This window comes from Pseudoalteromonas sp. SWN29, from assembly GCF_015864465.1.
GTDB lineage: Bacteria > Pseudomonadota > Gammaproteobacteria > Enterobacterales > Alteromonadaceae > Pseudoalteromonas.
Genome location: NZ_JADYXE010000031.1, coordinates 31425 through 56093, shown reverse-complemented (window position 1 = coordinate 56093; position 24669 = coordinate 31425). Strand labels below are relative to the sequence as shown.

Genomic DNA, 24669 nt, shown 5'->3' with positions numbered 1-24669 from the left:
TTTGATCATGAATTGAGCTTCAACTCAATTTCTTAAGATCTTACCTATGACATCCATGTAGGCAACAAAGAGTAAATTGCCCCGAGGCAGAACCCTTCGGGCAGCGCATGTTTGGCATTTATGCTACGTTATCGCCTATTTATGGGGAATAACCACACTACATAGGCTCTGCCTTGCCTAAATACCAAACAGCCTGCTGCAAATTTAACCTCGAAAGATAAACAGGCCCTGATAAAACTCATAAAAAAAGACGCCTATAGGCGCCTTTCATGTTTTTCGTTAAATGTTAAATCAGTTTTTTGATAAATGATTTTAATTCATCGGCAAATTCATCACGGCGTAGTGCAAATTCAATCGTTGCTTTTAAGTAACCAATTTTACTTCCACAATCGTGGCTACGGCCTTTTATAGCGTATGCATCTACTTTTTCGTGTTCCATTAACATCGCAATTGCGTCAGTTAATTGAATTTCGTCGCCTGCACCTTGCGGAGTTTTTGCAAGTAACGGCCAGATATTTTCGCTTAATACGTATCGACCCACTACCGCTAAGTTTGATGGTGCTTCATCTATTGGCGGCTTTTCTACCATATTAATAATTGGCGAGCTTTCACCTTGCTTTAAGTCAACATCACCTAAATCAACCACACCAAACTGGTTCACTTGCGCCATTGGTACTGGTTCTACCATAATTTGGCTATGCTTGGTTTTCTCAAAATTAGCGATCATTTCTGCTAAGTTATCTTTTTTAAGATCGCTCTCTACATCATCAATAATTACATCTGGTAAAATAACTACAAACGGTTCGTTTCCAATAATAGGCGCTGCACAACTAATAGCATGGCCTAAGCCTTTTGCTTCACCTTGGCGTACGTGAATAATGGTTACGTCTTTAGGGCAGATTGCTTGCACTTCGGCAAGTAGTTGCCGCTTAACACGCTTTTCTAAAGTAGCTTCTAGTTCAAAACTTGTATCGAAGTGATTTTCGATTGAATTTTTACTTGAGTGCGTTACTAACACTATTTCTTTAATGCCTGCAGCAACAGCTTCGTTTACTACATATTGAATTAAAGGACGGTCTACCACTGGAAGCATTTCTTTAGGAATTGCTTTAGTGGCTGGTAACATACGAGTACCAAGGCCCGCTACTGGGATCACTGCTTTCATTTTATGTTTTCCTTAATCTTTTATTATACTGAAAATGGATATTGAATCGCTTCGTGGCATTGATAGCCTGTTACTTCAAAGTCGTCTCGTGTTACCCACGTTTCTATGTCTTCTAACGATTTAATTTTTGGATTAATTTTTAACTGAGGTGATGCAAATGGCTCACGCGTTAACTGCACGTCTCGCATCAACTCAAGTTGGTTTTCGTAAATATGTGCATTAGCAATTTTATGATACGCCTTACCCGCTTTGTGGCCGGTAATTTGAGCCACTAACGCAAGCAACACAAAACACTGAATTTGATTAAAGTTAAGGCCAAGCGGCACATCACAGCTTCGTTGATATGACGTTAAATATAGCGTATCGCCAAGTAAGGAGAAAGTGTGCGTATGCATACACGGGCGCAGGCAACCAAGCTCAAACTCACCTGGATTATAAAACGTAATTATTTCACCACGGTCATCAATGCCATTTTTTAAGTTATTAATAACTTTGGAAAGTTGATCAAGCGTTGAGCCATCTGGACGCTGCCAGCCACGGCCTTGTACGCCATAAACACGCCCCATGTCATCCTCACCTTTACGGTTAGGGTTATTAAGCCATGCGTTGTTATCGTTCGCATTGGCATCCCAAGTTTTACAGCCAATTTCACGAAACTGCTCAGCGCTGTCGTACCCGCGTAAATATCCTAGCAATTCAGCAATCGCTGCTTTGTAGTAACTTTTGCGCGTAGTGATCATTGGGAACTTATTATTAGCCACATCGTATTCTAAATCGGCATTAATAACGGTTAAACAACGCGTACCTGTACGTTTGTTTTCGACCCACTGACCTTCGTCAACAATACGCTGACATAATTTTAAATATTGTTTCATGTTGTTTTTATTATGCCTTAGCTGTTTTAACGTGTTGTGGTTGCTTATATGCCCAAATTAATAAACCTAAGCCGCCTACAATCATAGGAAGTGACAATATTTGTCCCATTGAAATAAAGTCGGCGAATAAACCGAGTTGTGCATCGGGTTGGCGGAAATATTCAATACAGAATCTAAATACGCCGTAACCTAATAAAAACACACCGGCTACGCTGCCTGCTGGACGTGGTTTTTTAATAAACCATTGTAGGATTAAAAACAGCACTAAACCTTCAAAAAATGCTTCGTATAATTGCGATGGGTGACGCGCAAGCGGACCGCCCGTTGGAAATACCATTGCCCATGGCACGTCGGTAACTCGGCCCCATAACTCACCGTTTATAAAGTTACCAATACGCCCTGCTAATAAGCCAACAGGCACAAGCGGAGCAACAAAGTCGCCCACTTGAAGCAGTGACTTTTTACGCGTCCACGAAAAAATTGCGACGGCGGTTATAACGCCCAGCGTTCCACCATGAAACGACATACCACCCTGATCTATTCTAAATAAATATAATGGGTTTTCTATAAAATAACTAAACTGGTAAAACAATACGTAGCCAATACGCCCGCCTAATATTACCCCTAACATGCCGTAAAACAGTAAATCGCTTACTTGGTCTTTAGTCCAACCCGAATTTGGTTTTGATGCTTGACGATTAGCAAACCACATTGCAAATGCAAAACCAATTAAATACATTAATCCGTACCAACGTACGCTTAGCGGTCCAACAGAAAAAATAATTGGATCAATTTGAGGAAATTCAAGTGCCATAAAAAATAAACCTTTAGCTAAAAACCATTTTAATTGCGATAACTACAAGCAGTATCGCGAAAACTTTCTTAATTGTATTAACAGGTAAATAGTGAGTTGCTTTGGCGCCAATAGGCGCAACAAACCACGAAGTAATAACAATTCCAAATAATGCAGGTAAATAAACAAACCCAGCAAAACCATGTTCTAAATCGGTAACCTGCCAGCCTGCGCTGATGTAACCAATAGAACCAAATAATGCGATAACAATTCCACAGGCCGCCGCGCAGCCAATTGCTTTTTTTATATCAACCGAAAAATAATTAAGCATCGGTACTATTAAAGCTCCGCCGCCAATCCCTATTAAACCTGATAACCCGCCCATTATTGCAGAAACGCCCCCTAAAATAGGACCTGCCGGCAACGGTTTTTCTGACATCGGTTTATTACGCGCGGAGAGCACCATTCTTGCTGCAATAAATACAACACTTATAGCAAACACTGTACGTAATATTTGTTCAGGGATTAAACTTGCTGCAAAGCCACTAATAAGTGCGCCTAAAGCCACACCCGACATAACCCACGGGGCGATTGCCCAAGGCACGTTATCATTTTTATGATGAGCCAGCGCTGAAGACGTTGAAGTAAATAAAATAGAAGCGAGTGAGGTTGCAATAGCAATTACTAATACATGATCAGCCGACGTTACATTAAATGAGAGTAACAGAGTGCTTAGTACTGGAACGATAATTAAACCGCCGCCAATGCCTAGTAACCCAGCTAAAAACCCAACAATACAGCCTAGTAGTGCGCAGCTTGCGACTAACAAACCTAAGTCATACATAGTAATCTCAAGTACCCTTTGAAGGTTTATATATTAAAGGATTATAAAACTAATAGCATCTGTGTATGCAAATTAATTAGGTGTACAGTATTATTTGGGGGTGTAAAACAAATCACCTAATTTATGCTCTAGCATAAAGCTTCGCGTTAAACGTAGTACTTGTTTAGCTGTCGATTGCGCTAAACATTCACTTAGTAGTTGTTCCATGTCACTGACATTTAAACGCCTAAGTACCCACTTTACTTTATTAAGCGATGATAAGTTCATACTAAGGCGCCTGTAGCCCATGGCGATAAGTAAAATAGCCCCTTCAGGATCGCCGCCTAGTTCACCACACAAACTAAATGGCAGTTCATATTGCTCACATTCGTGCGCCACTTTATTTAGTACTCTTAGTACACCAGGGTGATAAGGGTTAAAAAGTTCGGCTACACGTGCGTTAGCCCTGTCTACTGCTAATAAATACTGTGTTAAATCGTTACTACCTACTGAGCAAAAATCGACTTTTTTTGACCACTCTGGAAGCATAAATACACTTGAAGGTACTTCTAGCATTATTCCTATATCAGGTCTTTCTATGGTTTGCTCTGGGTATTTTTCACTTAACTCAAAATAAGCCTGCTCAAATAACGCAAGTGACTCATCAACTTCTTCAGTGCCACTGATCATAGGGAGCATTATTTTTAAATTACCCAAACCAATATTTGCTTTAAGCATCGCTTTTAGTTGGTCTAAAAATAACTCTGGATGATCAAGACTAATACGAATACCACGCCAACCTAAAAATGGGTTTTCTTCAGTAATATTAAAGTAATCAAGTACCTTATCGCCCCCAATATCCAATGTACGCATAACCACTGGGTTGGGATGATAGCTAGTTAGTACTTCTCGGTACCAGTTTTCTTGCTCTGCTTGCGAAGGAAACTGACCCTTTTGCATAAACCACGCTTCGGTTCGATAAAGCCCCACACCGTCACAAATATGCGCGCTACTTTGCTCAGTATTAAGCTCAAGGCCTGCGTTTAATAATAAGCTAACATGCTCACCGTCAAGCGTAATTGATTCTGAATCTTGCTCTGCTAAAAAGCGGTTATTTAGTAGGTTATCTTGATGCTGTAACTCTGTGTATTCGTCCATCAGCATTTGTGAAGGCGATATATATAAACGCCCAGCAAATGCATCTAAAATCATCGGCTTGCCATTAAACTGCAGTAAGGGTAAATCCTCTATACCCCAAATAGCAGGAATGCCCATCGCACGCGTTAATATAGACGCATGGCTATTTGCAGAGCCATTTACACTAACAACGCCAGTTAAGTGACCTTTTGGCACTTCAGCAAGCATGGCGGGTGTTAAAGTGTTAGCAATTAAAATTGTATTGGGTGGATAGTTTTTAACAGCGTGCTCGGTATTAACAAGATGATGCAATACACGAAGGCCAATATCTTTAACATCAACAGCACGCTCTTTTATATAAGGGTCTTGCATGGCATTAAATTGAGATATTAAACGCTCTATTACAATTTTTAGGGCGCTTTTAGCACACCAGCCTTCTTGTAATTGCACTTCGACATTATGACCTAAGCTTTTAGCATCAAGTAATTGTTGATACACATCAAATACCGCAAGAGCTTCGTGCGGAATAGAATCGCTTAGCGTCATCGATAGGGTGTTAAATTCTTTGCGCGTTGCAGCTACAGCTTGAGTAAACAAACGGCGCTGCTCAGTAACGTCACTGTCTTTTAGAAGCTCAATAGATTTAAAATCGAGTTTTGGTAATACAACAAATGCTTGCCCTATGCCTATTCCTGGTGCGCTCGATACACCTTTTAAAACAGACGTTTGATGAGATGACTCATCTTGGCGTAGTATTTCTTTAATTTCAGCATGCGCTAACTGTGAAGCAAGTTGGGCAGAAAGCGTTATTAAAAACGATTCTTCGTCTTGGCTAAATACACGTGCCATTTTTTGTTGGACAACAATAACGCCCAGTACTTTTTTTTGATGAACGACAGGTACAGATAAAAAAGCGTTATAGCCTTCTTCGTTTACTTCAGGAGAGAGCTTAAAACGAGGATGCGATTTAGCAAATGCAATATTAATAGGTTCTTCGCGTTGCGCTACTAGGCCAACTAAACCTTCGGTAAAACCAATTCTAAACTTACCTACCGCATCGGGGTTTAGCCCTTCGGTTGCCATAAGTACAAAATTGTCTTGGCTGTAATCTGCAAAATAAATGGAGCAGCACTGGGTTTTCATGGCATCTTTAACCATTTGCACAAAGCACACTAATGCACTGTCTAAATTCGCTTGTCGCGATACAGACTCCGCAATAGATCTCAGTGTAGCCAGCATGTCCTGCTCCTTTACTTATTCTAAATTAACTACCTTTTGCTTCGCCAATGATCTTTATGTTGTTCTCTCTTATTAAAAGGCATCGCGAAAGGAGCAAACTCTTTCATTACACGTCGATAAACATCCCGTTTAAACGATACAACCTGTCTTACAGGATACCAATAACTTACCCAGCGCCAATCATCAAATTCAGGGTGATGGGTTTTGAGTAAATTTACATCTTCGTCTTTACAGCGTAACTTTAGTAAAAACCATTTTTGTTTTTGCCCAATACACACCGGACTAGAGTCTCGGCGGATTAATCGTTTGGGTAATTTATAGCGTAACCAATGTTTTGAGCTTGCGACTATTTCTACATCTTCTGGTCGCAACCCTACTTCTTCGTGTAATTCACGGTACATGGTTTGTTCTGCAGTTTCGCCATCATCAACACCACCTTGGGGAAATTGCCAAGAGTGTTGACCATAACGTCTGGCCCAAAAAACCTGTCCCTGATTATTGCAAATCACAATTCCGACATTGGCACGAAAACCTTCGGCATCAATCACCTTAGTGCCTCATTTGTAAGTCGATTTTTTATGATTGTTCCACATTAGCCGCAATACGGCAAATACTATTATACCCAAGCCAATTAGTTAGCTAAGTTTGAGCTTTTAGCGCATCAATAAATTAATAGAAAGTGAGTAAATATTTGAAAAATAACTAAGTGAAGCTATTGCGGTTCTTGTTTTCCTCTAGTTACTCACAGTTTGTGCATAACTTTTATAAAACGCGCTCATTTTGCAAACAAATCCACAATACAAGATCGAAAAACTCGTGTTCTCCACAGATTCTGTGGATAAACATGTTCATATAGTTGTATTTATCCTTACAACTTTTAAACGGCTTAATCAAAACTGAACGTATAGCTTTAAAAAACTCAAGTGAGTCAGTAACTTAAAGTAAAGCACTCTAATTAAAACATGTTCAAAATTAACACAAACAACAAGCGAGCAAAAAACACACAACCCTAGAGATATCCACGGCTTAGTCAATTTGCTATCATGGCTATGGTATTTATTCAATCGAAATTAATAGTATGCGACCATCAAAACCACTTTCAATTAATGACTTAATGCAGCGCGTAAATAGTATTGCTGGATTGACCTTAGGCCAAATTGCTAGCCAATATAATTTTAAAACCCCTGATGATTTGCTGCGTGAAAAAGGTTGGACTGGCCAGCTAATTGAATATGTACTGGGTGCTACGGCAGGTTCAAAACCAGTTCCAGATTTTGAAGATTTAGGCATTGAGCTAAAAACACTCCCTATTTCTTATAAAGGTAGGCCACTAGAAACGACCTTTGTATCGGTTACACCTTTAATGAACGTTACAGGAATGACCTGGCATACCAGCTCTGTACGTAAAAAACTAAATCATGTTTTATGGCTGCCAATATTAAGTGAGCGAGATATTGCTCCGTTTGATAGAACCATCGGCAGCGGCTTTTTGTGGCAACCCACGCCTGAACAAGACGCTTTATTACAGCGTGACTGGGAGGAACAAATGGAGCTAATTGCGCTAGGTAGAGTCGACGAAATATCAGGCCATTTAGGCGATGCGATGCAAATACGCCCCAAAGCTGCTCATAGTAAAATAGTCACTGATGCTATTGGCCCAAATGGGCAAATAATTAAAACCCTACCCCGTGGCTTTTATTTAAAAACCAGTTTTACGGGTGATATTTTAAAGCAACAGTTTCAGCTTTGAGCTGTGCAGAAAATATTATGAGTTAAGCAAATTCTTTTTCGCACTACGTGCGCGCGTCAGCAAGCTTAACGCCTACAAGGTATTTCACCTTTTTTAATAAAATAATTTGAGGTTTAAATAAAGAGTTTACGTTTTTGTTGATCCCCCTTTTCGCACTGCGCGCGCGTCAGCAAGCTTAACGCCTACAAGGTATTTCACCTTTTTTAATAAAATAATTTGAGGCTTAAATAAAGAGTTTTCGTTTTTGTTGTTCACCCTTTTCGCACTGCGTGCGCGCGTCAGCAAGCTTTTAACGCCTACAACTTATTTTCATCTCTTTGAATAAAAGTATCAGGCATAAAAAATCCCCGCTTATGCGAGGATTTTATCATCTAAAATTAAAAATTAGATTCTATATAAAATAGAATTACTGACCTTTAACTTCTTTAAGACCATTGTACGGTGCTTTATCACCTAATTGCTCTTCAATACGTAGCAATTGGTTGTACTTTGCAACACGGTCAGAACGGCTCAATGAACCTGTTTTGATTTGACCTGCAGCAGTACCTACCGCTAAATCAGCAATTGTTGAATCTTCAGTTTCACCTGAACGGTGAGAAATAACAACAGTAAAACCAGCATCTTTAGCCATTTTGATTGCAGCTAAAGTTTCAGTTAAAGAACCGATTTGGTTAAACTTAATTAAGATTGAGTTAGCAATACCGTTGTCGATACCACGTTTTAAAATCTTAGTATTTGTTACAAATAAATCATCACCTACTAATTGGATTTTATCACCCATTAGTTTAGTTTGATGTGCAAAGCCATCCCAATCAGACTCATCAAGACCATCTTCAATAGAAACGATTGGGTACTGATTAGTAAGATCTTGTAAGAAGAAGTTAAATTCTTCAGAAGTGAATTTTTTACCTTCACCTTTAAGATCGTAGATGTTTGCTTCTTTGTCGTAAAACTCAGATGCAGCACAATCCATCGCTAAAGTAATATCTTTACCTAGCTCGTAACCTGCGTTTGCAACAGCTACTTTGATTGCAGCAAGAGCCGCTTCGTTAGATGCAAGGTTAGGTGCAAAACCACCTTCATCGCCAACCGCTGTTGAGTGACCATCAGCTTTAAGTACTTTAGCAAGGCTGTGGAATACTTCAGCGCCCATACGTAGGCCTTCGCGGAAGTTTTTAGCGCCAACAGGTTGGATCATGAATTCTTGAATATCTACAGAGTTATCTGCGTGCTCACCACCATTGATGATGTTCATCATTGGAAGTGGCATAGAGTAAACACCTGGTGTGCCATTTAAGTCAGCAATATGTTCATAAAGCTCAACTTTTTTAGACTGTGCAGCTGCTTTCGCAGTTGCTAGTGATACAGCTAAGATTGCGTTTGCACCTAATTTTTCTTTATTTTCGGTACCGTCTAAATCTAGCATCACTTTATCTACAGCGCTTTGATCTAATGCACTTTGGCCTTTTAAAGCATCAGCAATTTCGTTATTGATATAACCAACTGCTTTTAATACACCTTTACCTAAGTAACGTGATTTATCACCGTCGCGTAACTCTAATGCTTCACGAGTACCAGTAGATGCGCCTGAAGGTGCTGCTGCACGACCCCAAGAGCCATCTGCTAAATGTACGTCTGCTTCAACAGTTGGGTTACCACGCGAGTCCATAATTTCGCGACCGATTACTTTTACGATTTCTGACATCTTGATTCCTCTATATTCCCAAAATGGTGAGTTCAGCTAACTTTACTACGTTTTATATAGTTTATACCAATTGCATTTAATTAGTGAGCTATTATAGCGCTAAGAAAACAGCTCAATAACAAGGCAGAAATTATGACATATAGTTGTTCTATATGAGTAATTTTTAACCCAGTGAGTGAGTTATTTAATGCGATACAATGCTCATGTTTTTAATAAAATTGGTATCGGTCAGCCCTTAAAACAAAAAAGCCGTGCAATATGCACGGCTTTTTAAAATTACGAATTTGCTTTTTGGTGGATATGCGCGGCTGCTACAAACCCTTCAAACAACGGATGACCATCACGTGGAGTTGACGTGAATTCCGGATGGAACTGCGCGGCAATAAACCAAGGGTGATCTTTATTCTCGATAATTTCTACTAGTTTTTTATCTTCTGATAAACCAGTAAAGCTTAAGCCTGCTTTTTCAAGTATTTCTACAAAGTTATTATTTACTTCGTAGCGATGACGATGACGTTCAACAATTTCGTCGCTGCCATATACTTCGCGTACTTTAGAGCCTGGCGTTAAATGACATTTTTGTGCGCCTAAACGCATAGTGCCACCTAAATCAGATTTTTCGCTGCGAGTTTCAACATTACCTTCAGCATCTAGCCATTCAGTAATTAAGCCAACTACTGGCGCTTCTGAATTTGCATTAAACTCTGTAGAGTTTGCATCCGTTAAGCCTGCAACATTACGTGCATATTCAATTAGTGCTACTTGCATACCTAAACAAATACCTAGGTATGGTACTTTATTTTCACGTGCGTATTTAGCTGCTAAAATTTTACCTTCAACACCACGTCCGCCAAATCCACCTGGTACTAAAATAGCATCTAAGTGTGAAAGTAATTCAACACCTTTGTTTTCTAAATCTTGTGAATCTACGTATTGAATATTAATTGTTAAACGGTTTTTAAGGCCCGCATGTTTTAATGCTTCGTTAACCGATTTGTACGCATCTGGTAATTCAGTGTATTTACCAACCATACCAATTGTCACTTCACCCGTTGGGTTAGACTCTTGATAAAGTACTTGTTCCCACTCAGCTAAATCAGCTTCTGGTGGATCTAAGTGAAAACGACGACATACAAAGTTATCTAATTCTTGCGTTTTTAATAGCGCTGGAATTTTATAAATGCTGTCTACGTCAGGTAATGAAATAACCGCTTTTTCTTCTACGTTTGTGAATAATGAGATTTTTGCACGCTCATTATTAGGTAGTTTACGGTCTGAACGACAAATAAGAATATCTGGCTGAATACCTACTGAGCGTAACTCTTTAACGGAGTGCTGAGTTGGTTTCGTTTTAACTTCACCTGCAGGGCCTAAAAATGGCACTAACGTTAAGTGAATAAATAGCGCGCGTTCGCGGCCAATTTCAGTTCCCATCTGACGAATTGCTTCAATAAACGGTTGTGATTCTATATCACCTACAGTGCCGCCAATTTCTACAATAGCAATATCATAACCTTCAGCACCGTCGTATACACGTTGCTTAATATCGTTAGTGATATGTGGAATAACCTGAATAGTAGCGCCTAGGTATTCACCACGGCGCTCACGACGTAATACGTCTTCATATACACGGCCTTGTGTGAAGTTATTACGACTAGTCATTTTGGTACGAATAAAACGCTCGTAGTGACCTAAATCAAGGTCAGTTTCTGCGCCGTCTTCTGTAACGTAAACTTCACCGTGTTGAATTGGGCTCATTGTGCCTGGGTCAACGTTGATGTAAGGATCCAGCTTTAAAATGGTAACATTTAAACCACGGGCTTCTAAAATAGCGGCCAGTGAAGCTGCGGCAATACCTTTACCCAACGAAGAAACAACTCCGCCAGTAACGAAGATAAATTTTGTACTCATGCGAACCCTAGAATATCAGGAATTAAAAGGAATATAACACCCAAAGAAGAGCCTAAGGGTATATCATCAAGACGGGGCGAAATTGTACCAAAACACTGCTTATCAATCCAGCTAAAATTAGCTAATGCACGCACAAAAAATGTGCACTATTTAACATTAAACCTATTTTACTTTTTTAATCGCATCCCATGCGCTGTCCATTTCTTCAAAGGTGGCTGTATCTAAGCTTTTGCCTTGCGCGTGCAAATAAGCGTGTACCTTTTCAAAACGCGCTGAAAACTTATCATTTGCGCTTCTCAGTAATTGCTCAGGGTCTCGTTTAACATGGCGTACAACATTAACAGTGGCAAAAAGTAAGTCGCCGAGCTCTTCCGCTGTATGATCAGATAACGGGTCTTGCTCAATCGCTTCTTTTACTTCAAGCACTTCTTCGCTCACTTTATCAAGTGCACCATGATACGTTGGCCAATCAAAACCAAGTGCGGCAACGCGTTGTTGAATTTTTTTAGCTTTACTTAAACTTGGCATATTTGCAGGAATATCTTGCCAAAAAGAAGGTGATTCTGTTTGCGTTCTTGCACTGCGCTCTTGTGCCTTGATTGCTTGCCACTGCTGCGATAGCTGCTCGTCTGTTAGCTCTTTTTTATCGCCAAACACATGCGGATGACGACGGGTAAGCTTGTTATTTAATTGCTCTACTACATCATTAAAATCAAATAGATTTTGCTCTTGTGCAAGTTGCGCATAAAAAATAATTTGAAATAACAAATCACCCAATTCGCCTTTAAGCTCACCTAAGTTGCCTGACTCAATACAGTCGGCAACTTCGTATGCTTCTTCAAGTGTATGCGGAACAATAGATTTAAAATCTTGTTTGAGATCCCACGGGCAACCGCCCTTGGGATCTCGCAGTGTTTTCATTATGCTAAGAAGTTGTGTAAGCGCTGCATTATCATTCATGATTAATGACCACGCTTGGCATCGTGTACACCTTCAATTTGGTGTAACTTAGAAAGAACACGGTTAGTACCCGATAAGTCATGTACTTCTATTTGCATCGTAAATATAGCTAACTGATTATCTTCAACCGTATTTACGTTCATGTTTAAAACATTTACTTTTTCGTTAGCAAGTACTGAGCTTATATCGCGTATTAGCCCTGAACGATCGGTTGCTTCTATTTTAATACTTAGTGCGTACGAACCATTAATATCATCAGACCAACTTACTGAAATAACACGCTCTGGATGCTGATTTTTTAAGTTATTAAACGAATCACAGTCTTCCTTATGAACACCTATTCCTCGACCTTGCGTTATATAACCTATTATTTCATCGCCAGGTACTGGGCGACAGCATTTGGCTACATGGCTCATTAAGCTACCAACGCCATCAACCACAATGCCGTTTTTGTCACCGGTTACTTTGCTAGGTGCTTTAATACGAATAATCGGCTCATCTTCAGTCCGATCACTTACAAAGTTAAGCATTTGATTGAGGCGTACATCGCCCGCACCAATGGCAACCATTAAGTCATCAAGTTCTTTAAAGTTAAAACGCTTGATGGCAGGCTCTAAATCTTTGTATGTTAAATTAAGCTTTTGTAGTTCGCTGTCGAGAATTTCTTTCCCCGCACTTAAGTTTTTGTCGCGATCGAGCTGTTTAAACCAGTGATGAATTTTGGCTCTAGCGCGCGATGACTTAATGTATCCTAATGACGGGTTTAACCAATCACGACTTGGATTTGGTTGTTTTTGGGTCAGTATTTCTACCTGATCCCCAGTTGTAAGTTGATGCGTGAACGGCACTATTTTGCCGAAAATTTTTGCGCCAATACAACGATGCCCTACATTTGAGTGAATGTAGTAAGCAAAATCAAGTGGTGTAGCGCCAAGTGGTAAATCGATAATATCGCCGCTTGGGGTAAATATGTATACGCGGTCTTCTACTACTTGGTTTTTAAGCTCTTCAGCTAAATCACCACCATCGACTACTTCTTCTTGCCATTGGAGTAACTTACGTAGCCAGCTAATTTTTTGCTCATAACCCGAGCCGCGCCCTGGTAATGCACCTTCTTTGTACATCCAGTGTGCAGCCACACCCAACTCAGCATCTTGATGCATATCGCTGGTACGAATTTGTATTTCTACTGTTTTACCTTCAGGCCCAAATACCACGGTATGAATTGACTGATAGCCGTTTTGTTTTGGGGTTGCTACATAGTCGTCAAACTCTTTATTAAGATGACGCCAATTGGTGTGCACAATACCCAGCGCTCCATAACAATCTTGTAGGCGTTCAACAACGATACGCATTGCACGAATATCAAAAAGCTGATCAAACTCGTAGTTTTTTTGCTGCATTTTTTTATAAATGCTGTAAATGTGCTTGGGGCGGCCATAAACTTGGGCCTCTATGCCCGCTTCACTTAAACGGTTTTTTACTTGCTCAACCATATCTTCCATATAGGCTTCGCGCGTAAGACGTTTGTCGTCAAGTTGTTTGGCTATGCTTTTATAGGTGCCTGGGTGCAAATATCTAAACGATAAATCTTCCAGTTCCCACTTTAATTGCCCTATTCCTAATCTGTTTGCCAATGGTGCAAAAATATCAGCCGTTTCTTTAGCGGCAATGACGCGGTCTTCTTCATCCGCATTTTTTACATTACGTAAATGACATACCTGCTCGGCAAGCTTAATGACCACGGCGCGCACATCTTCAACCATGGTTAATAACATTTTTCGAATATTATCAACTTGCATAGTTCCTTTACCTTGATGCGATAAAGTACTAATAGTGGCCATTTGTGCAACCCCAGTTAACAGCATGGCTATATTACTACCAAGCTGCTCTTCTATGGTTTCAAGTGATATTAAATCGTTTAAAAAATACGGGGTTAAATACGCAGTAGCTAACGATTCGGGGTCGAGATTTAGCTCAGCTAAAATTTCAACCATTTCGATTGCAGTAGTTTGCCTGCTTTCATTATCACATTTTACGCAGAGCGCTTGCGCTTTAGTAAGTAGCTCTGTTTTTTCTTCAGACAAGGCAAGAAATGAAAGCCGAGTGCTAAAATCTGTTGTCTCATCTTGTTGATGTGATTGTCGTGTAGCTACCATAATGCGTTCTACCTCCGTTGAAATAACGCCATAGTTTCAATATGCCCTGTATGAGGGAACATATTCATTAGCCCAATTTTATTAAGATCAAAGCCAGCTTGTGAAATAATTGCGCTGTCACGGGCTAAAGTAACAGGGTCACAAGAGACATATAAAATAGTTTTAAACTGCTTTAAAGGTAATTGCTCTAATACAGCCATTGCACCCGCCCTAGAAGGATCGAGTACAAGCACATCTAAGTTTTTACTAAACCATGGGGCGCTCTGTATGCTTTGCGTTAAATCAAAGCAATGAAACTGCGCATTGGTAATAGAGTTAGTTTGCGCATTTTGAGCAGCCATTGCAACCGCTGAAGTTACACCTTCTACGCCAATTACAGATTTTGCTTGTTTTGCCAGCACTAATGAGAAATTACCAATGCCACAAAATAAATCCAATAAATTTTCATCACCTTTTAAATCAAGCCAATTTGCTGCTTGCTTTAACATAGCTTCGTTAACTTGCGCATTTACCTGAATAAAATTATCTAAACCAAATTCAAATTTTAGAGCAAATTCTTTAAGATAATAAAACGGCATGGCTAAGTGTGAATGCTCAATTACATCGCTCTCGCTTTGCCATACAATTTGATATTGCTGACTTTGTGAGGCTTGTTCCACTATTGCTTTAAATTCATCGTTGATCGCTTTAGTGTGGCGAATAACAACAAAGTTTTTCTCATCACTTTGGCATAACTGTAAATGGCTTATACTGTGCAGCGCTTTGTGTTGATTAATTAAATCATCAAAAAGTGTAAAAACATCTGTAAATACTTCATCAAGTACTGCACATTTATTAATACTGACAATATTTTTTGAACCACTGGCTCTGTAACCCACACGCATTTTTTTAGCTGCTTTATCAAACATAACGGCAATTCGGGCGCTGCGTCTGTAATGCACAGACTTACTTAATAATGGAGCTTGCCAGTTTAAGCTGTTTAATTTAGCAAACTTACTAAATAGCTGAGTAACTGCAGTTTGTTTTTCTACAACTTGTTGGCTTACTTCTAAATGCTGTAGTTGGCAACCACCACACTGATTGTAGTGCTCGCAAAAAGCGTCAACTCTTGATTCACTCGCTTTAATAACTTTAATTACTTTTGCACTGCTGTATTTAGCTTTATCATCGACGAGCGTTGCTTTAACTGTTTCATTTGGTAATGCGCCACTAACAAAACATACTTTATTATTATGCTTAGCAATGCCACGCCCTTGATGATCCATTCCCGTTATATTTAATTCTAGTGTTTGTTGCTTAAGCGGTTTTTTTTTCGCTTTAAAAATTTGCGCCATTAGGCATTACCTTCAGTTTATTTATGAAGCACCTATATTTAGATGCTTTAGAATGCGTGTTGAACCGTATATACTCAGACCATACTAATAACGATAAAACGCTCCCATCATGACCAAATTAGGCTTACGCGATTCTGTTTTAACACTGACCCTGATCCCAACGGTGATCATAGGATTACTACTTGGTGGCTATTTTACAATAAATCGTTACATTGAGCTTGATGAAATTTTATATCAGCAAGGTACTACTATTTCTGAACCCCTTGCTATTGCGCTTGAGCAACCCATGCTCGAAAAAAACAAACAGCTATTGAATCGCCTTATAAGCTACACACATAACAAGCACTCCCCTACCATTAAGTCGATTGCTATTTTTGATAAAAATAATGCGCTATTAATGACCAGCAATTACCACCGCTCATTTGAAAAGTTAATTAATCAAAAAACGCTCATAAATTTAAAAACAACTCATGTGCAAAAAACTGATGAGCTTATTACGTTTTTCACTCCCATTATTAATCATACAAGTCACGACTCTAAATGGGATCCATCGGCTTTTCAGTCATCTCTGGGCACCGTTATTATACAGCTAAACAAAGACCAAGCGGTTATAGGGCAACAACGTGCTTTATTAATTAGCGGTATTGTCATTATTTTATCGTTAGTGTTTGCAGCAATTTTAGCTTTAAGGTTAAGCCGCATGTTTATGACGCCGCTTAATAAGTTAGTACTTGCAACCGACAAGTTAGTCGAAGGTAAAAGAAGTACTGGCCTTAACGACAACATGATAGGTGAATTTGAGCTATTGCGAGAAGGCTTAAATACCATTGCACACACTATGGTGATGCAAAAAGATGAAATGCAAAAAAATATTGATCAAGCAACGAGCGACTACCGCGAAACACTAGAGCAATACGAAACTTCAAATATAGAGCTCTCGTTTGCAAAAAAAGAAGCTCAAGATGCTAACCGCGTAAAATCAGACTTTTTAGCTAAAATGAGCCACGAACTTCGTACTCCGTTAAATGGTGTTATTGGATTTACACGCCAGCTTTATAAAACACCGCTAAATAAACATCAAAAAGATTATCTCGATACTATTATGCTATCAGCAAATAGTTTAATGACTATTATTAGCGATATTCTAGACTTCTCCAAACTAGAAGCGGGTGCAATGGAACTTGAGTCGATTCAGTTTCAACTTCGTGATGCTGTAAATGAAGTGATGACACTACTCGCTCCCAGCGCACACGATAAACAATTAGAGCTATCCATTTACATTAACCAACAAGTACCAGATGACTTAACGGGCGACCCTACTCGCTTTAAACAAGTGCTGATAAACCTATTAAGTAATGCAATTAAATTTACTGAAAAAGGCTCCATTAAGGTCGATATAAGTCACAGGTTGCTTGACAACGAACGTACCTCTTTACTTGTGGCAGTAACCGATACTGGTGTGGGTATACCAATGGATAAGCAAGACTCTTTATTCACTCCATTTGGGCAAGCCGATTCAAGTATTACACGTAAGTTTGGTGGAACAGGTCTTGGCCTTATTATTACCAAGCATATTGTTGAAGCGATGAGTGGTCGCATAACATTAAACTCTGCGCCAGGTAACGGTACCTGTTTTACGTTTAACAGTGTGTTTAGTTTACCAAATCATGTATTTACTAACGACTTGCCAACTAAATCGCTCATTGGTAAGCGTATTTTATATTTAGAGCCGCATGAGCATACACACCATGCTGTACTTTCGTTATTGACCCAATGGGAATCAAGCGTAACAGCATGCTTTAACGAGACCAGCTTTTTAGACGCTATAAAAAATAGTGAATATAAATATGATATTTGCTTAATTGGTCATATGGCATCTGTTGATGATATGCAGCAGCTAAAAAGCTACGTAAAAGCCGTGCGTGAATCTACTGACTACTTATATTTAATGCTTAATACTGTATCGCACAATATGAGAGAAGCGTTTATTGGTAGCGGTGCTGATGCGTGTTTGAGCAAACCGCTTAATCATCGTAAATTATGTGAAGTACTTGCTGCGCCTTACAGACTTGACCACCCTACTCATAATATTGAGCAAAACGATCAAGCTTTGCTGCCGTTAAAAGTATTAGTTGTTGATGATAATGATGCCAACTTAAAGCTTATTCGCACGCTTTTATGCGAGCAAATTGAAACAGTAGAAACTGCGCATAATGGTTCTCAAGCTTATAGTCTAAGTAAAAGCCATAAATATGATGTGATTTTTATGGATATCCAAATGCCGATAATGGATGGTATTACAGCGTGTAAGCTTATTCGCGAATCATCATTAAATGAAGATACGCCAATTATTGCAGTAACGGCCCATGCCCTTCAAAGCGAAAAAGAGCAACTACTAAAAGATGGCTTTAAAGGCTATTTAACTAAGCCTATTGATGAAGATATGCTTAAACAAATTATTAGCGACCATAGCCCACAGACCCCGGTTAATCGTGATAAAGCGAAAACAGATACACCACAAAGCCCAGCACCATTTCAAAGTAGTCGCATTGACTGGGCACAAGCTCTGCAGCGTGCTGGCGGAAAGAGCGAGTTAGCGCTAGAGATGCTTAATATGCTACTTCTAAGCGTCCCTGAAACTCTTACATTGCTTGCTAAAGCGATAGAGAGTAACGATTGCCAACAAGTGTTAAGTATTGTCCATAAGTTTCATGGTGCATGTTGCTACACCGGTGTACCAAAACTAAAATCACTTGCAGAAACAATTGAAACATCGCTTAAAAATAAATGCTTGCTAGAAAATATTGAACCTGAATTATTCGAGTTGCAAGACGAGCTTGAAAACTTACTTGCTGATGCAAGCGTAACTGAGCTACAAAGATAAGCTTTGAATTTTAGATACAAAAAACGCGGTATTTACCGCGTTTTTTTTAATTAAGCTGTTTAAATACTTATATTGGCAGTATTACATTCTTGCTTCAATCATTAATCGTTTCATGTCGCGTACGGCTTTATCGAGTCCATCTATCGCTGCACGAGCAATAATAGCGTGGCCAATATTTAGCTCGTAAATCTCAGGCATCGCGGCAATGGGTTTAACGTTATGATAATGAAGACCATGGCCAGCGTTAACAATCAAACCTAAGCTTGCTGCGTATTGAACACCTTCACGAATATGCTCTAATTCTTTGTGTAAATCAGTGTCATTTGTTGCATCAGCGTACGCACCAGTGTGTATTTCTACATAAGGGGCACCACACTCTTTGGCTGCGTCTAATTGTGCTTTATCTGCATCAATAAATAACGATACTTTTATGCCCGCGTCGGTAAGTGTTTTTGTTGCGGCTTTAATTTTATCTATATTGCCCGCTACGTCTAAGCCGCCCTCGGTGGTTAACTCTTCACGTTTTTCAGGCACTAGGCACACATACTCAGGTTTTACTTCAAGCGCTATTTTTATCATTTCGTCGGTAACAGCTGTTTCAAGATTCATACGCGTTTGAATGGTTTTTGCCATCACATAAACGTCGCGATCTTGAATATGGCGTCTGTCTTCACGTAAGTGAATCGTAATACCGTCTGCCCCTGCATGCTCTGCTACACTGGCTGCATGAGCGGGATCTGGGTAATTTGTTCCACGCGCTTGGCGAAGTGTTGCAATATGATCTACGTTTACACCCAAAAGAATATCTTTCATTTTCTTACCTGTAAAATTACGTTTATTGAGAGGCCATAAATAGCTCACGGCTTTTTAATGGTTTACTACCTAATAAGGGTTTTAATAAATAGCGGCTTAATTGCTTTGCCATATATAGCACATCGCTTTGGCTAAAGTCATGATTAGCTATGGCATTAAGTTGTTTGCCGCTAAATCCAGAACGCGTATCTTCCTGTACTAAAAAACCAAGTTCGGGGAAATAACTATACGTTTGCTTTTCATCTATTGGCTCACCGCTGGCGTCAAAACTAAAATCCACGCCATAACCGAGTAATTCCAATAATTGAAACTCGTATGAGCGAAGTACTTCTTGTAAATTAGCCCCGCTGTTTAGGTTTCCTAAATGAGATTTATATAGCTCAAATACTTGTTCAATGGGCTCGTTAACAGGCACTATGCGATTGGTAAGCTCATTTAAATAAAAACCACAATAAAGCTCATCGCCTTTTAAAAAGTGCGAGTTACCATGCAGTTCAAATTTATTGATATATTTTAGATCGTACTTGCCGCTGTAATTAACAAGGAGTGCCTGAAACGGCTGAAGTTGTGCTTTATGTTTAGTGGCCTGGCGACCACTAATTCGGGCCAGCATTCTTAGCTGACCCACGCCTTCTACAAGCATATCTAACATTACTTGGGAGTCACTATAAGGACGCCGATGCAATAAATACGCGGTGTAGAAGTCGCTATCCATTCACTAAGCTACTGCTTGGTTTAGTCTTCACTGTAACCTAAGCTTCTTAGTGCACGTTCATCATCAGCCCAACCTGACTTCACTTTAACCCAAAGTTCTAAAAAGACTTTGTTATCAAGCATTTCTTCAATGTCTTTACGGGCTTCACGGCCAATGGTTTTTAGCTTTTCGCCTTTATTACCAATAACCATGCGTTTTTGCGTTTCGCGTTCAACAAGAATCAACCCATTAATATGCCAAATACCGTTGTCTTGCCACTTAAATTGCTCAATTTCAACAGTCACAGAATACGGTAGCTCTTCACCCATAAAACGCATTAGTTTTTCACGGATAACTTCAGCCGCCATAAAACGCATCGAGCGGTCTGTTACGTAATCTTCTGGGAAATAAAACTCGCAAGGCGGTAAACGTTTAGTTACTTCCGCTTTAATTAAATCAACGTTTTTACCTTGCGTTGCTGATACTGGCATAATTCCAACAAAATCAAACTTGTCACTTAACCACTTCATATGAGGTAGCACAAGGTCACGGTCTTTAACTTGGTCAATTTTATTAATAACTAATAATACAGGTTTACCACTTTGCGATACTTTATTAAGTACCATATCGTCATCGGCATTCCAATGAGTGCCTTCAACGACAAAAATAATAAGCTCTACATCGCCAATAGAACTAGACGCTGCTCGGTTCATTAGACGGTTAATAGCACGCTTTTCTTCAACGTGTAGACCCGGTGTATCTATGTATACCGCTTGGTGTTTATCAACAGTATGAATACCCATAATACGATGGCGTGTAGTTTGTGGTTTACGTGAGGTAATACTCACTTTTTGCTCAATGATTTCATTAAGCAAAGTCGATTTACCTACATTAGGTCGACCAACAATGGCAACCATTCCACAAAATGTATCTACATCACGTTCATGAGGCTGTATTAAGGTATCAAGATTCATTTTTAATTATCTTCAATGCTTTTTCAGCAGCTTTTTGTTCGGCCTTACGGCGCGAGCTACCAACAGAAATTATGCTATCCATTCCATCAACAATACATTCAACCGTGAATGTTTGATTGTGTGCTTGGCCTTGTGTATCAACCACAGTGTAGCCCGGTAAAGATAATTTACGGGCTTGTAAATACTCTTGCAGCAGGGTTTTAGGATCTTTCTGGTTAAGCCCTGGTGAAATAGCATCCAAACGTGATTGGTACCACGCCAATATCAGATTGCCACAGCTGTCGATACCTGAATCTAAAAATGCAGCACCTATAATTGCTTCTACTGCATCAGCAAGCGTTGACTCGCGACGGAACCCGCCACTTTTAAGCTCACCCGGCCCTAAGCGTAAATAGTCGCCTAGACCAAATTCAAGTCCAAACTCGGCAAGTGTTTGACCACGCACAAGCGTTGAACGCATGCGGCTTAAGTCGCCTTCACGCGCTTTAGGAAATTTGGCATAAAGTGCATTGGCAATCACAAAGCTTAAAATAGAGTCGCCTAAAAATTCTAGTCGCTCATTATGTTGACCTTTGTGGCTGCGGTGCGTCATTGCTTGCTCAAGTAAACCTTGATCAGCGAATTCATAGCCAATTTTTTTATATAATTCTGTTACATTTTTTTTCATCGTTACTGAATATTACCTAGGCGCTCAAAGCGAACACCAGTTGGAACCCATCCTGGTAAAATATCATCAGGGCCATTCTCAAATTCAAAACTCATCCATATAAAGACAGCTTTACCCACCAAGTTTTCTTTTGGTACAAAGCCCCAAAAGCGACCATCTTGGCTGTTGTCGCGGTTATCACCCATCATAAAATAATGATCAGCAGGGACAGTCCATTCATCAGAAGGCGTGCCCGGTTGCTGGTAGTAACGCCCTTTTCTTTCAGGCGCTTGTGGGTTGATTAATATATCATGCGTAACTGTTGTTAAATTTTCATTCACACGAGCTAGAGGCATTGGGCCTTGTTTAAATTCGTTATCATTAATTAGTTTAAAATCAATTTTATTGAATTCATTACATAAAAGCTCACCCTGTTGGGCTTCGCCTTCTTTACAGTTTGGCTGAATATACAAACGTTTATCACGATAAACAATTTTATCGCCAGGTAAACCAATCGTACGTTTAATATAGTCAACACTTTCATCTAAAGGGTATTTAAAAACAACAATATCACCACGTTCAGGCTCACCGACATCAACTAACTGAGTGCGCCAAACTGGGTCTTTTATTCCATATGAATACTTTTGTACTAAAATAAAGTCACCTACTAGTAGTGTAGGCATCATTGAACCAGATGGAATCTGAAACGGTTCAAAAATAAATGATCTAAAAATAGTAATTGCTGCAATCATCGGAAAAATCGATTTTGCGGTTTCTGTTATTACTGGTTCTGGTGCAATTAATGCCGCAGTTTCTTCATCTAACGGAGCTCCAGCAGACGTTTGCGCTATCGCTAAACGCTCCTGCCTTTTAGGAGCATACATTAAGTGATCTATTAACCATATTAAGCCTGAGCCTAAAGTTAACAGCACCAATAAAACTGAAAAATAACCAGCCATTTATAATCCTTTGTTTTTATTTACCAACTTTCAAAATAGCTAAAAACGCTTCTTGAGGTACTTCAACATTACCTACTTGCTTCATACGTTTTTTACCATCTTTTTGCTTTTTAAGTAGCTTTTTCTTACGGCTCACATCACCACCGTAACACTTAGCAATTACGTTTTTACGTAACTGTTTTACCGTAGTACGGGCAATAACATGTTGTCCGATAGCTGCTTGAATAGCGATATCAAACATTTGACGTGGAATAAGCTCTTTTAATGCATCAGCTAACTGACGACCACGAGACTGCGCACCATCTCGGTGAACAATAATCGCAAGTGCATCAACACGCTCACTATTAATTAAAATATCAACACGTACCATATCTGATGTTTGAAAGTGTTTAAAGTTATAATCAAGTGATGCAAAACCACGACTTGTTGATTTTAATTTATCAAAAAAGTCCATTACCACTTCAGCCATAGGTAGCTCGTACGTAACCGCTACTTGCTTTCCGTGATAGGTCATTCTTGTTTGGCTACCACGTTTTTCAATACACAAAGTAATAACATTACCTAGGTATTCTTGTGGTACCAAAATATTAGCTTCAACAATCGGTTCACGAATTTCTAAAATATCGTTTACTGCAGGTAAATCAGACGGGTTATCAATCTGAAATGTACCTTCTTTAGTAACTATCTCATAGATTACCGTAGGTGCCGTTGTAATTAAATCAATATCATATTCACGCTCTAAACGCTCTTGAATGATTTCCATGTGCAGCATACCTAAAAAGCCACAGCGGAAACCAAAACCTAGTGCAGTTGAATTCTCTGGTTCAAAGAATAACGACGCATCGTTTAAGCTTAATTTGTTAAGTGCATCACGAAATGATTCATACTCATCTGATGCAATTGGGAACATACCCGCATAAACCTGAGGTTTTATTTTTTGAAAGCCTGGTAAGCGAAGCGGCGCCGCATTTTTTTGATGAGTAATAGTATCGCCCACTGGCGCACCATGTATCTCTTTAATACCGGCAATAACGAACCCTACTTCACCAGTTCTTAAAATACCGGTATTAGTTTGCTTAGGTGTAAACACACCCACTTGGTCAGCAGTATGTATATGCTCGTTCGACATTATTTTTATTTTGTCGCCCGTGCGTAATTCACCGTGCTTAATACGCACTAGTGATACAACGCCTTGGTACGGGTCAAACCAAGAATCAATAATAAGTGCTTGTAGTGGCCCATCTTTTTCGCCTACTGGCGGCGGAACATCCCTAACAATCATTTCAAGTACTTCGGCAATCCCTACTCCTGTTTTAGCGCTACATTGCACTGCATCAAGAGCATCAATACCAATAATTTCTTCAATTTCTTCTGCAACACGTAAAGGATCCGCTTGCGGTAAATCGATTTTATTAAGTACTGGAATTACTTCTAAATCCATTTCCATCGCGGTGTAACAGTTAGCTAATGTTTGTGCTTCAACGCCTTGGCCTGCATCAACAACAAGTAGTGCACCTTCACATGCAGCTAAAGAACGCGATACTTCATACGTAAAATCAACGTGTCCTGGAGTATCAATGAAATTAAGTTGATAAGTTTCACCATCGTTCGCTTTATAATTCAACGTTACACTTTGCGCTTTAATGGTAATACCACGTTCGCGCTCAATATCCATTGAATCCAAAACTTGTTTTTGCATTTCACGGTCGGTTAAACCGCCACAAACTTGGATCAAACGATCTGAAAGGGTCGATTTACCATGGTCAATATGGGCGATGATCGAAAAATTACGGATATGCTTCATAAACTGGATTCTATACTTCTATTTTAATGGACTAAATATGAATA

The 24669-nt window shown here is 39.5% G+C and carries 19 protein-coding genes; 2 read left to right on the top strand and 17 right to left on the bottom strand.

Annotated features, from left to right (window positions below):
* Nucleotides 1–286 precede the first annotated feature (286 nt).
* The 6 genes from galU to rppH all read right to left on the bottom strand — a co-directional run bounded on the left by galU (nt 287) and on the right by rppH (nt 6580).
* Entirely contained in the window at nt 287–1165 is an 879-nt protein-coding gene (gene galU / locus I6F53_RS12960) for a UTP--glucose-1-phosphate uridylyltransferase GalU (protein WP_166420206.1), read from the bottom strand.
* Nucleotides 1166–1188: 23 nt separating this feature from the next.
* Nucleotides 1189–2040 carry a thymidylate synthase gene (locus I6F53_RS12955; protein WP_076923555.1) on the bottom strand — a complete coding sequence of 284 codons (852 nt, stop codon included), beginning with the start codon at nt 2038–2040 and terminating at the stop codon, nt 1189–1191.
* Between the two features lie 10 nt (nt 2041–2050).
* A complete protein-coding gene (lgt, locus tag I6F53_RS12950) occupies nt 2051–2854 on the bottom strand; it encodes a prolipoprotein diacylglyceryl transferase (protein ID WP_007583122.1) in 804 nt (267 codons plus the stop codon).
* A gap of 13 nt (nt 2855–2867) precedes the next feature.
* Entirely contained in the window at nt 2868–3677 is an 810-nt protein-coding gene (locus tag I6F53_RS12945; RefSeq protein ID WP_197239806.1) for a sulfite exporter TauE/SafE family protein, read from the bottom strand.
* Nucleotides 3678–3767: 90 nt separating this feature from the next.
* Nucleotides 3768–6032, bottom strand: coding sequence for a phosphoenolpyruvate--protein phosphotransferase (ptsP, locus tag I6F53_RS12940; RefSeq protein ID WP_197239804.1), 2265 nt, complete (start codon nt 6030–6032; stop codon nt 3768–3770).
* Nucleotides 6033–6061: 29 nt separating this feature from the next.
* Complete coding sequence (gene rppH, locus I6F53_RS12935) at nt 6062–6580, bottom strand: RNA pyrophosphohydrolase (RefSeq protein ID WP_002958704.1); 519 nt, start codon at nt 6578–6580, stop codon at nt 6062–6064.
* 530 nt (nt 6581–7110) lie between these two features.
* On the opposite strand from rppH, the gene mutH reads away from it, so the two are divergent.
* On the top strand, nt 7111–7782 hold the full coding sequence (gene mutH / locus I6F53_RS12930; RefSeq protein WP_197239802.1) for a DNA mismatch repair endonuclease MutH: 672 nt from the start codon (nt 7111–7113) through the stop codon (nt 7780–7782).
* 406 nt (nt 7783–8188) lie between these two features.
* Here the strand turns inward: mutH and eno are convergent, their stop codons facing one another.
* From eno to rlmD, 5 genes are all read right to left on the bottom strand, one after another.
* Entirely contained in the window at nt 8189–9487 is a 1299-nt protein-coding gene (gene eno, locus I6F53_RS12925) for a phosphopyruvate hydratase (RefSeq protein ID WP_024589994.1), read from the bottom strand.
* Nucleotides 9488–9763: 276 nt separating this feature from the next.
* Entirely contained in the window at nt 9764–11398 is a 1635-nt protein-coding gene (locus I6F53_RS12920; RefSeq protein WP_010553216.1) for a CTP synthase, read from the bottom strand.
* Between the two features lie 162 nt (nt 11399–11560).
* Complete coding sequence (gene mazG / locus I6F53_RS12915; protein WP_197179177.1) at nt 11561–12358, bottom strand: nucleoside triphosphate pyrophosphohydrolase; 798 nt, start codon at nt 12356–12358, stop codon at nt 11561–11563.
* A gap of 2 nt (nt 12359–12360) precedes the next feature.
* The gene (gene relA / locus I6F53_RS12910; protein WP_197179175.1) at nt 12361–14517 is read right to left on the bottom strand and encodes a GTP diphosphokinase; all 2157 of its coding nucleotides are present in this window, start codon (nt 14515–14517) and stop codon (nt 12361–12363) included.
* An 8-nt stretch (nt 14518–14525) separates the two neighbouring features.
* Nucleotides 14526–15851, bottom strand: a complete 1326-nt coding sequence (rlmD, locus tag I6F53_RS12905; protein ID WP_197239801.1) for a 23S rRNA (uracil(1939)-C(5))-methyltransferase RlmD — start codon at nt 15849–15851, stop codon at nt 14526–14528.
* Nucleotides 15852–15960: 109 nt separating this feature from the next.
* Here rlmD and barA point away from each other — a divergent pair, with 109 nt between their 5' ends.
* Nucleotides 15961–18735 (top strand): two-component sensor histidine kinase BarA, encoded by a 2775-nt coding sequence (gene barA / locus I6F53_RS12900; protein ID WP_197239798.1) that lies wholly within the window; start codon nt 15961–15963, stop codon nt 18733–18735.
* A gap of 81 nt (nt 18736–18816) precedes the next feature.
* Here barA and pdxJ read toward each other — a convergent pair whose 3' ends face one another.
* From pdxJ to lepA, 6 genes are read right to left on the bottom strand one after another with little or no spacing between them, the layout of a single operon-like run.
* Nucleotides 18817–19548 carry a pyridoxine 5'-phosphate synthase gene (pdxJ, locus tag I6F53_RS12895; protein ID WP_166420197.1) on the bottom strand — a complete coding sequence of 244 codons (732 nt, stop codon included), beginning with the start codon at nt 19546–19548 and terminating at the stop codon, nt 18817–18819.
* Nucleotides 19549–19570: 22 nt separating this feature from the next.
* Entirely contained in the window at nt 19571–20263 is a 693-nt protein-coding gene (gene recO, locus I6F53_RS12890) for a DNA repair protein RecO (protein WP_010553211.1), read from the bottom strand.
* Nucleotides 20264–20283: 20 nt separating this feature from the next.
* Nucleotides 20284–21216 carry a GTPase Era gene (gene era, locus I6F53_RS12885; RefSeq protein ID WP_007581730.1) on the bottom strand — a complete coding sequence of 311 codons (933 nt, stop codon included), beginning with the start codon at nt 21214–21216 and terminating at the stop codon, nt 20284–20286.
* On the bottom strand, nt 21206–21883 hold the full coding sequence (rnc, locus tag I6F53_RS12880; protein ID WP_197239797.1) for a ribonuclease III: 678 nt from the start codon (nt 21881–21883) through the stop codon (nt 21206–21208). The genes era and rnc overlap by 11 nt, the downstream gene beginning before the upstream one ends.
* Before the next feature lie 2 nt (nt 21884–21885).
* On the bottom strand, nt 21886–22821 hold the full coding sequence (lepB, locus tag I6F53_RS12875; protein ID WP_197239795.1) for a signal peptidase I: 936 nt from the start codon (nt 22819–22821) through the stop codon (nt 21886–21888).
* A gap of 16 nt (nt 22822–22837) precedes the next feature.
* Nucleotides 22838–24625: a translation elongation factor 4 gene (gene lepA, locus I6F53_RS12870; protein WP_197175361.1), complete on the bottom strand. Its 1788-nt coding sequence runs from the start codon at nt 24623–24625 to the stop codon at nt 22838–22840.
* Between the last annotated feature and the right edge of the window lie 44 nt (nt 24626–24669).

Coding starts and splice junctions, on each gene's coding strand:
- galU (WP_166420206.1), bottom strand. CDS start 1,165: ATGAAAGCAGTGATCCCAGTAGCGGGCCTTGGTACTCGTATGTTACCA.
- I6F53_RS12955 (WP_076923555.1), bottom strand. CDS start 2,040: ATGAAACAATATTTAAAATTATGTCAGCGTATTGTTGACGAAGGTCAG.
- lgt (WP_007583122.1), bottom strand. CDS start 2,854: ATGGCACTTGAATTTCCTCAAATTGATCCAATTATTTTTTCTGTTGGA.
- I6F53_RS12945 (WP_197239806.1), bottom strand. CDS start 3,677: ATGTATGACTTAGGTTTGTTAGTCGCAAGCTGCGCACTACTAGGCTGT.
- ptsP (WP_197239804.1), bottom strand. CDS start 6,032: ATGCTGGCTACACTGAGATCTATTGCGGAGTCTGTATCGCGACAAGCG.
- mutH (WP_197239802.1), top strand. CDS start 7,111: ATGCGACCATCAAAACCACTTTCAATTAATGACTTAATGCAGCGCGTA.
- eno (WP_024589994.1), bottom strand. CDS start 9,487: ATGTCAGAAATCGTAAAAGTAATCGGTCGCGAAATTATGGACTCGCGT.
- I6F53_RS12920 (WP_010553216.1), bottom strand. CDS start 11,398: ATGAGTACAAAATTTATCTTCGTTACTGGCGGAGTTGTTTCTTCGTTG.
- mazG (WP_197179177.1), bottom strand. CDS start 12,358: ATGAATGATAATGCAGCGCTTACACAACTTCTTAGCATAATGAAAACA.
- relA (WP_197179175.1), bottom strand. CDS start 14,517: ATGGTAGCTACACGACAATCACATCAACAAGATGAGACAACAGATTTT.
- rlmD (WP_197239801.1), bottom strand. CDS start 15,851: ATGGCGCAAATTTTTAAAGCGAAAAAAAAACCGCTTAAGCAACAAACA.
- barA (WP_197239798.1), top strand. CDS start 15,961: ATGACCAAATTAGGCTTACGCGATTCTGTTTTAACACTGACCCTGATC.
- pdxJ (WP_166420197.1), bottom strand. CDS start 19,548: ATGAAAGATATTCTTTTGGGTGTAAACGTAGATCATATTGCAACACTT.
- recO (WP_010553211.1), bottom strand. CDS start 20,263: ATGGATAGCGACTTCTACACCGCGTATTTATTGCATCGGCGTCCTTAT.
- era (WP_007581730.1), bottom strand. CDS start 21,216: ATGAATCTTGATACCTTAATACAGCCTCATGAACGTGATGTAGATACA.
- rnc (WP_197239797.1), bottom strand. CDS start 21,883: ATGAAAAAAAATGTAACAGAATTATATAAAAAAATTGGCTATGAATTC.
- lepB (WP_197239795.1), bottom strand. CDS start 22,821: ATGGCTGGTTATTTTTCAGTTTTATTGGTGCTGTTAACTTTAGGCTCA.
- lepA (WP_197175361.1), bottom strand. CDS start 24,625: ATGAAGCATATCCGTAATTTTTCGATCATCGCCCATATTGACCATGGT.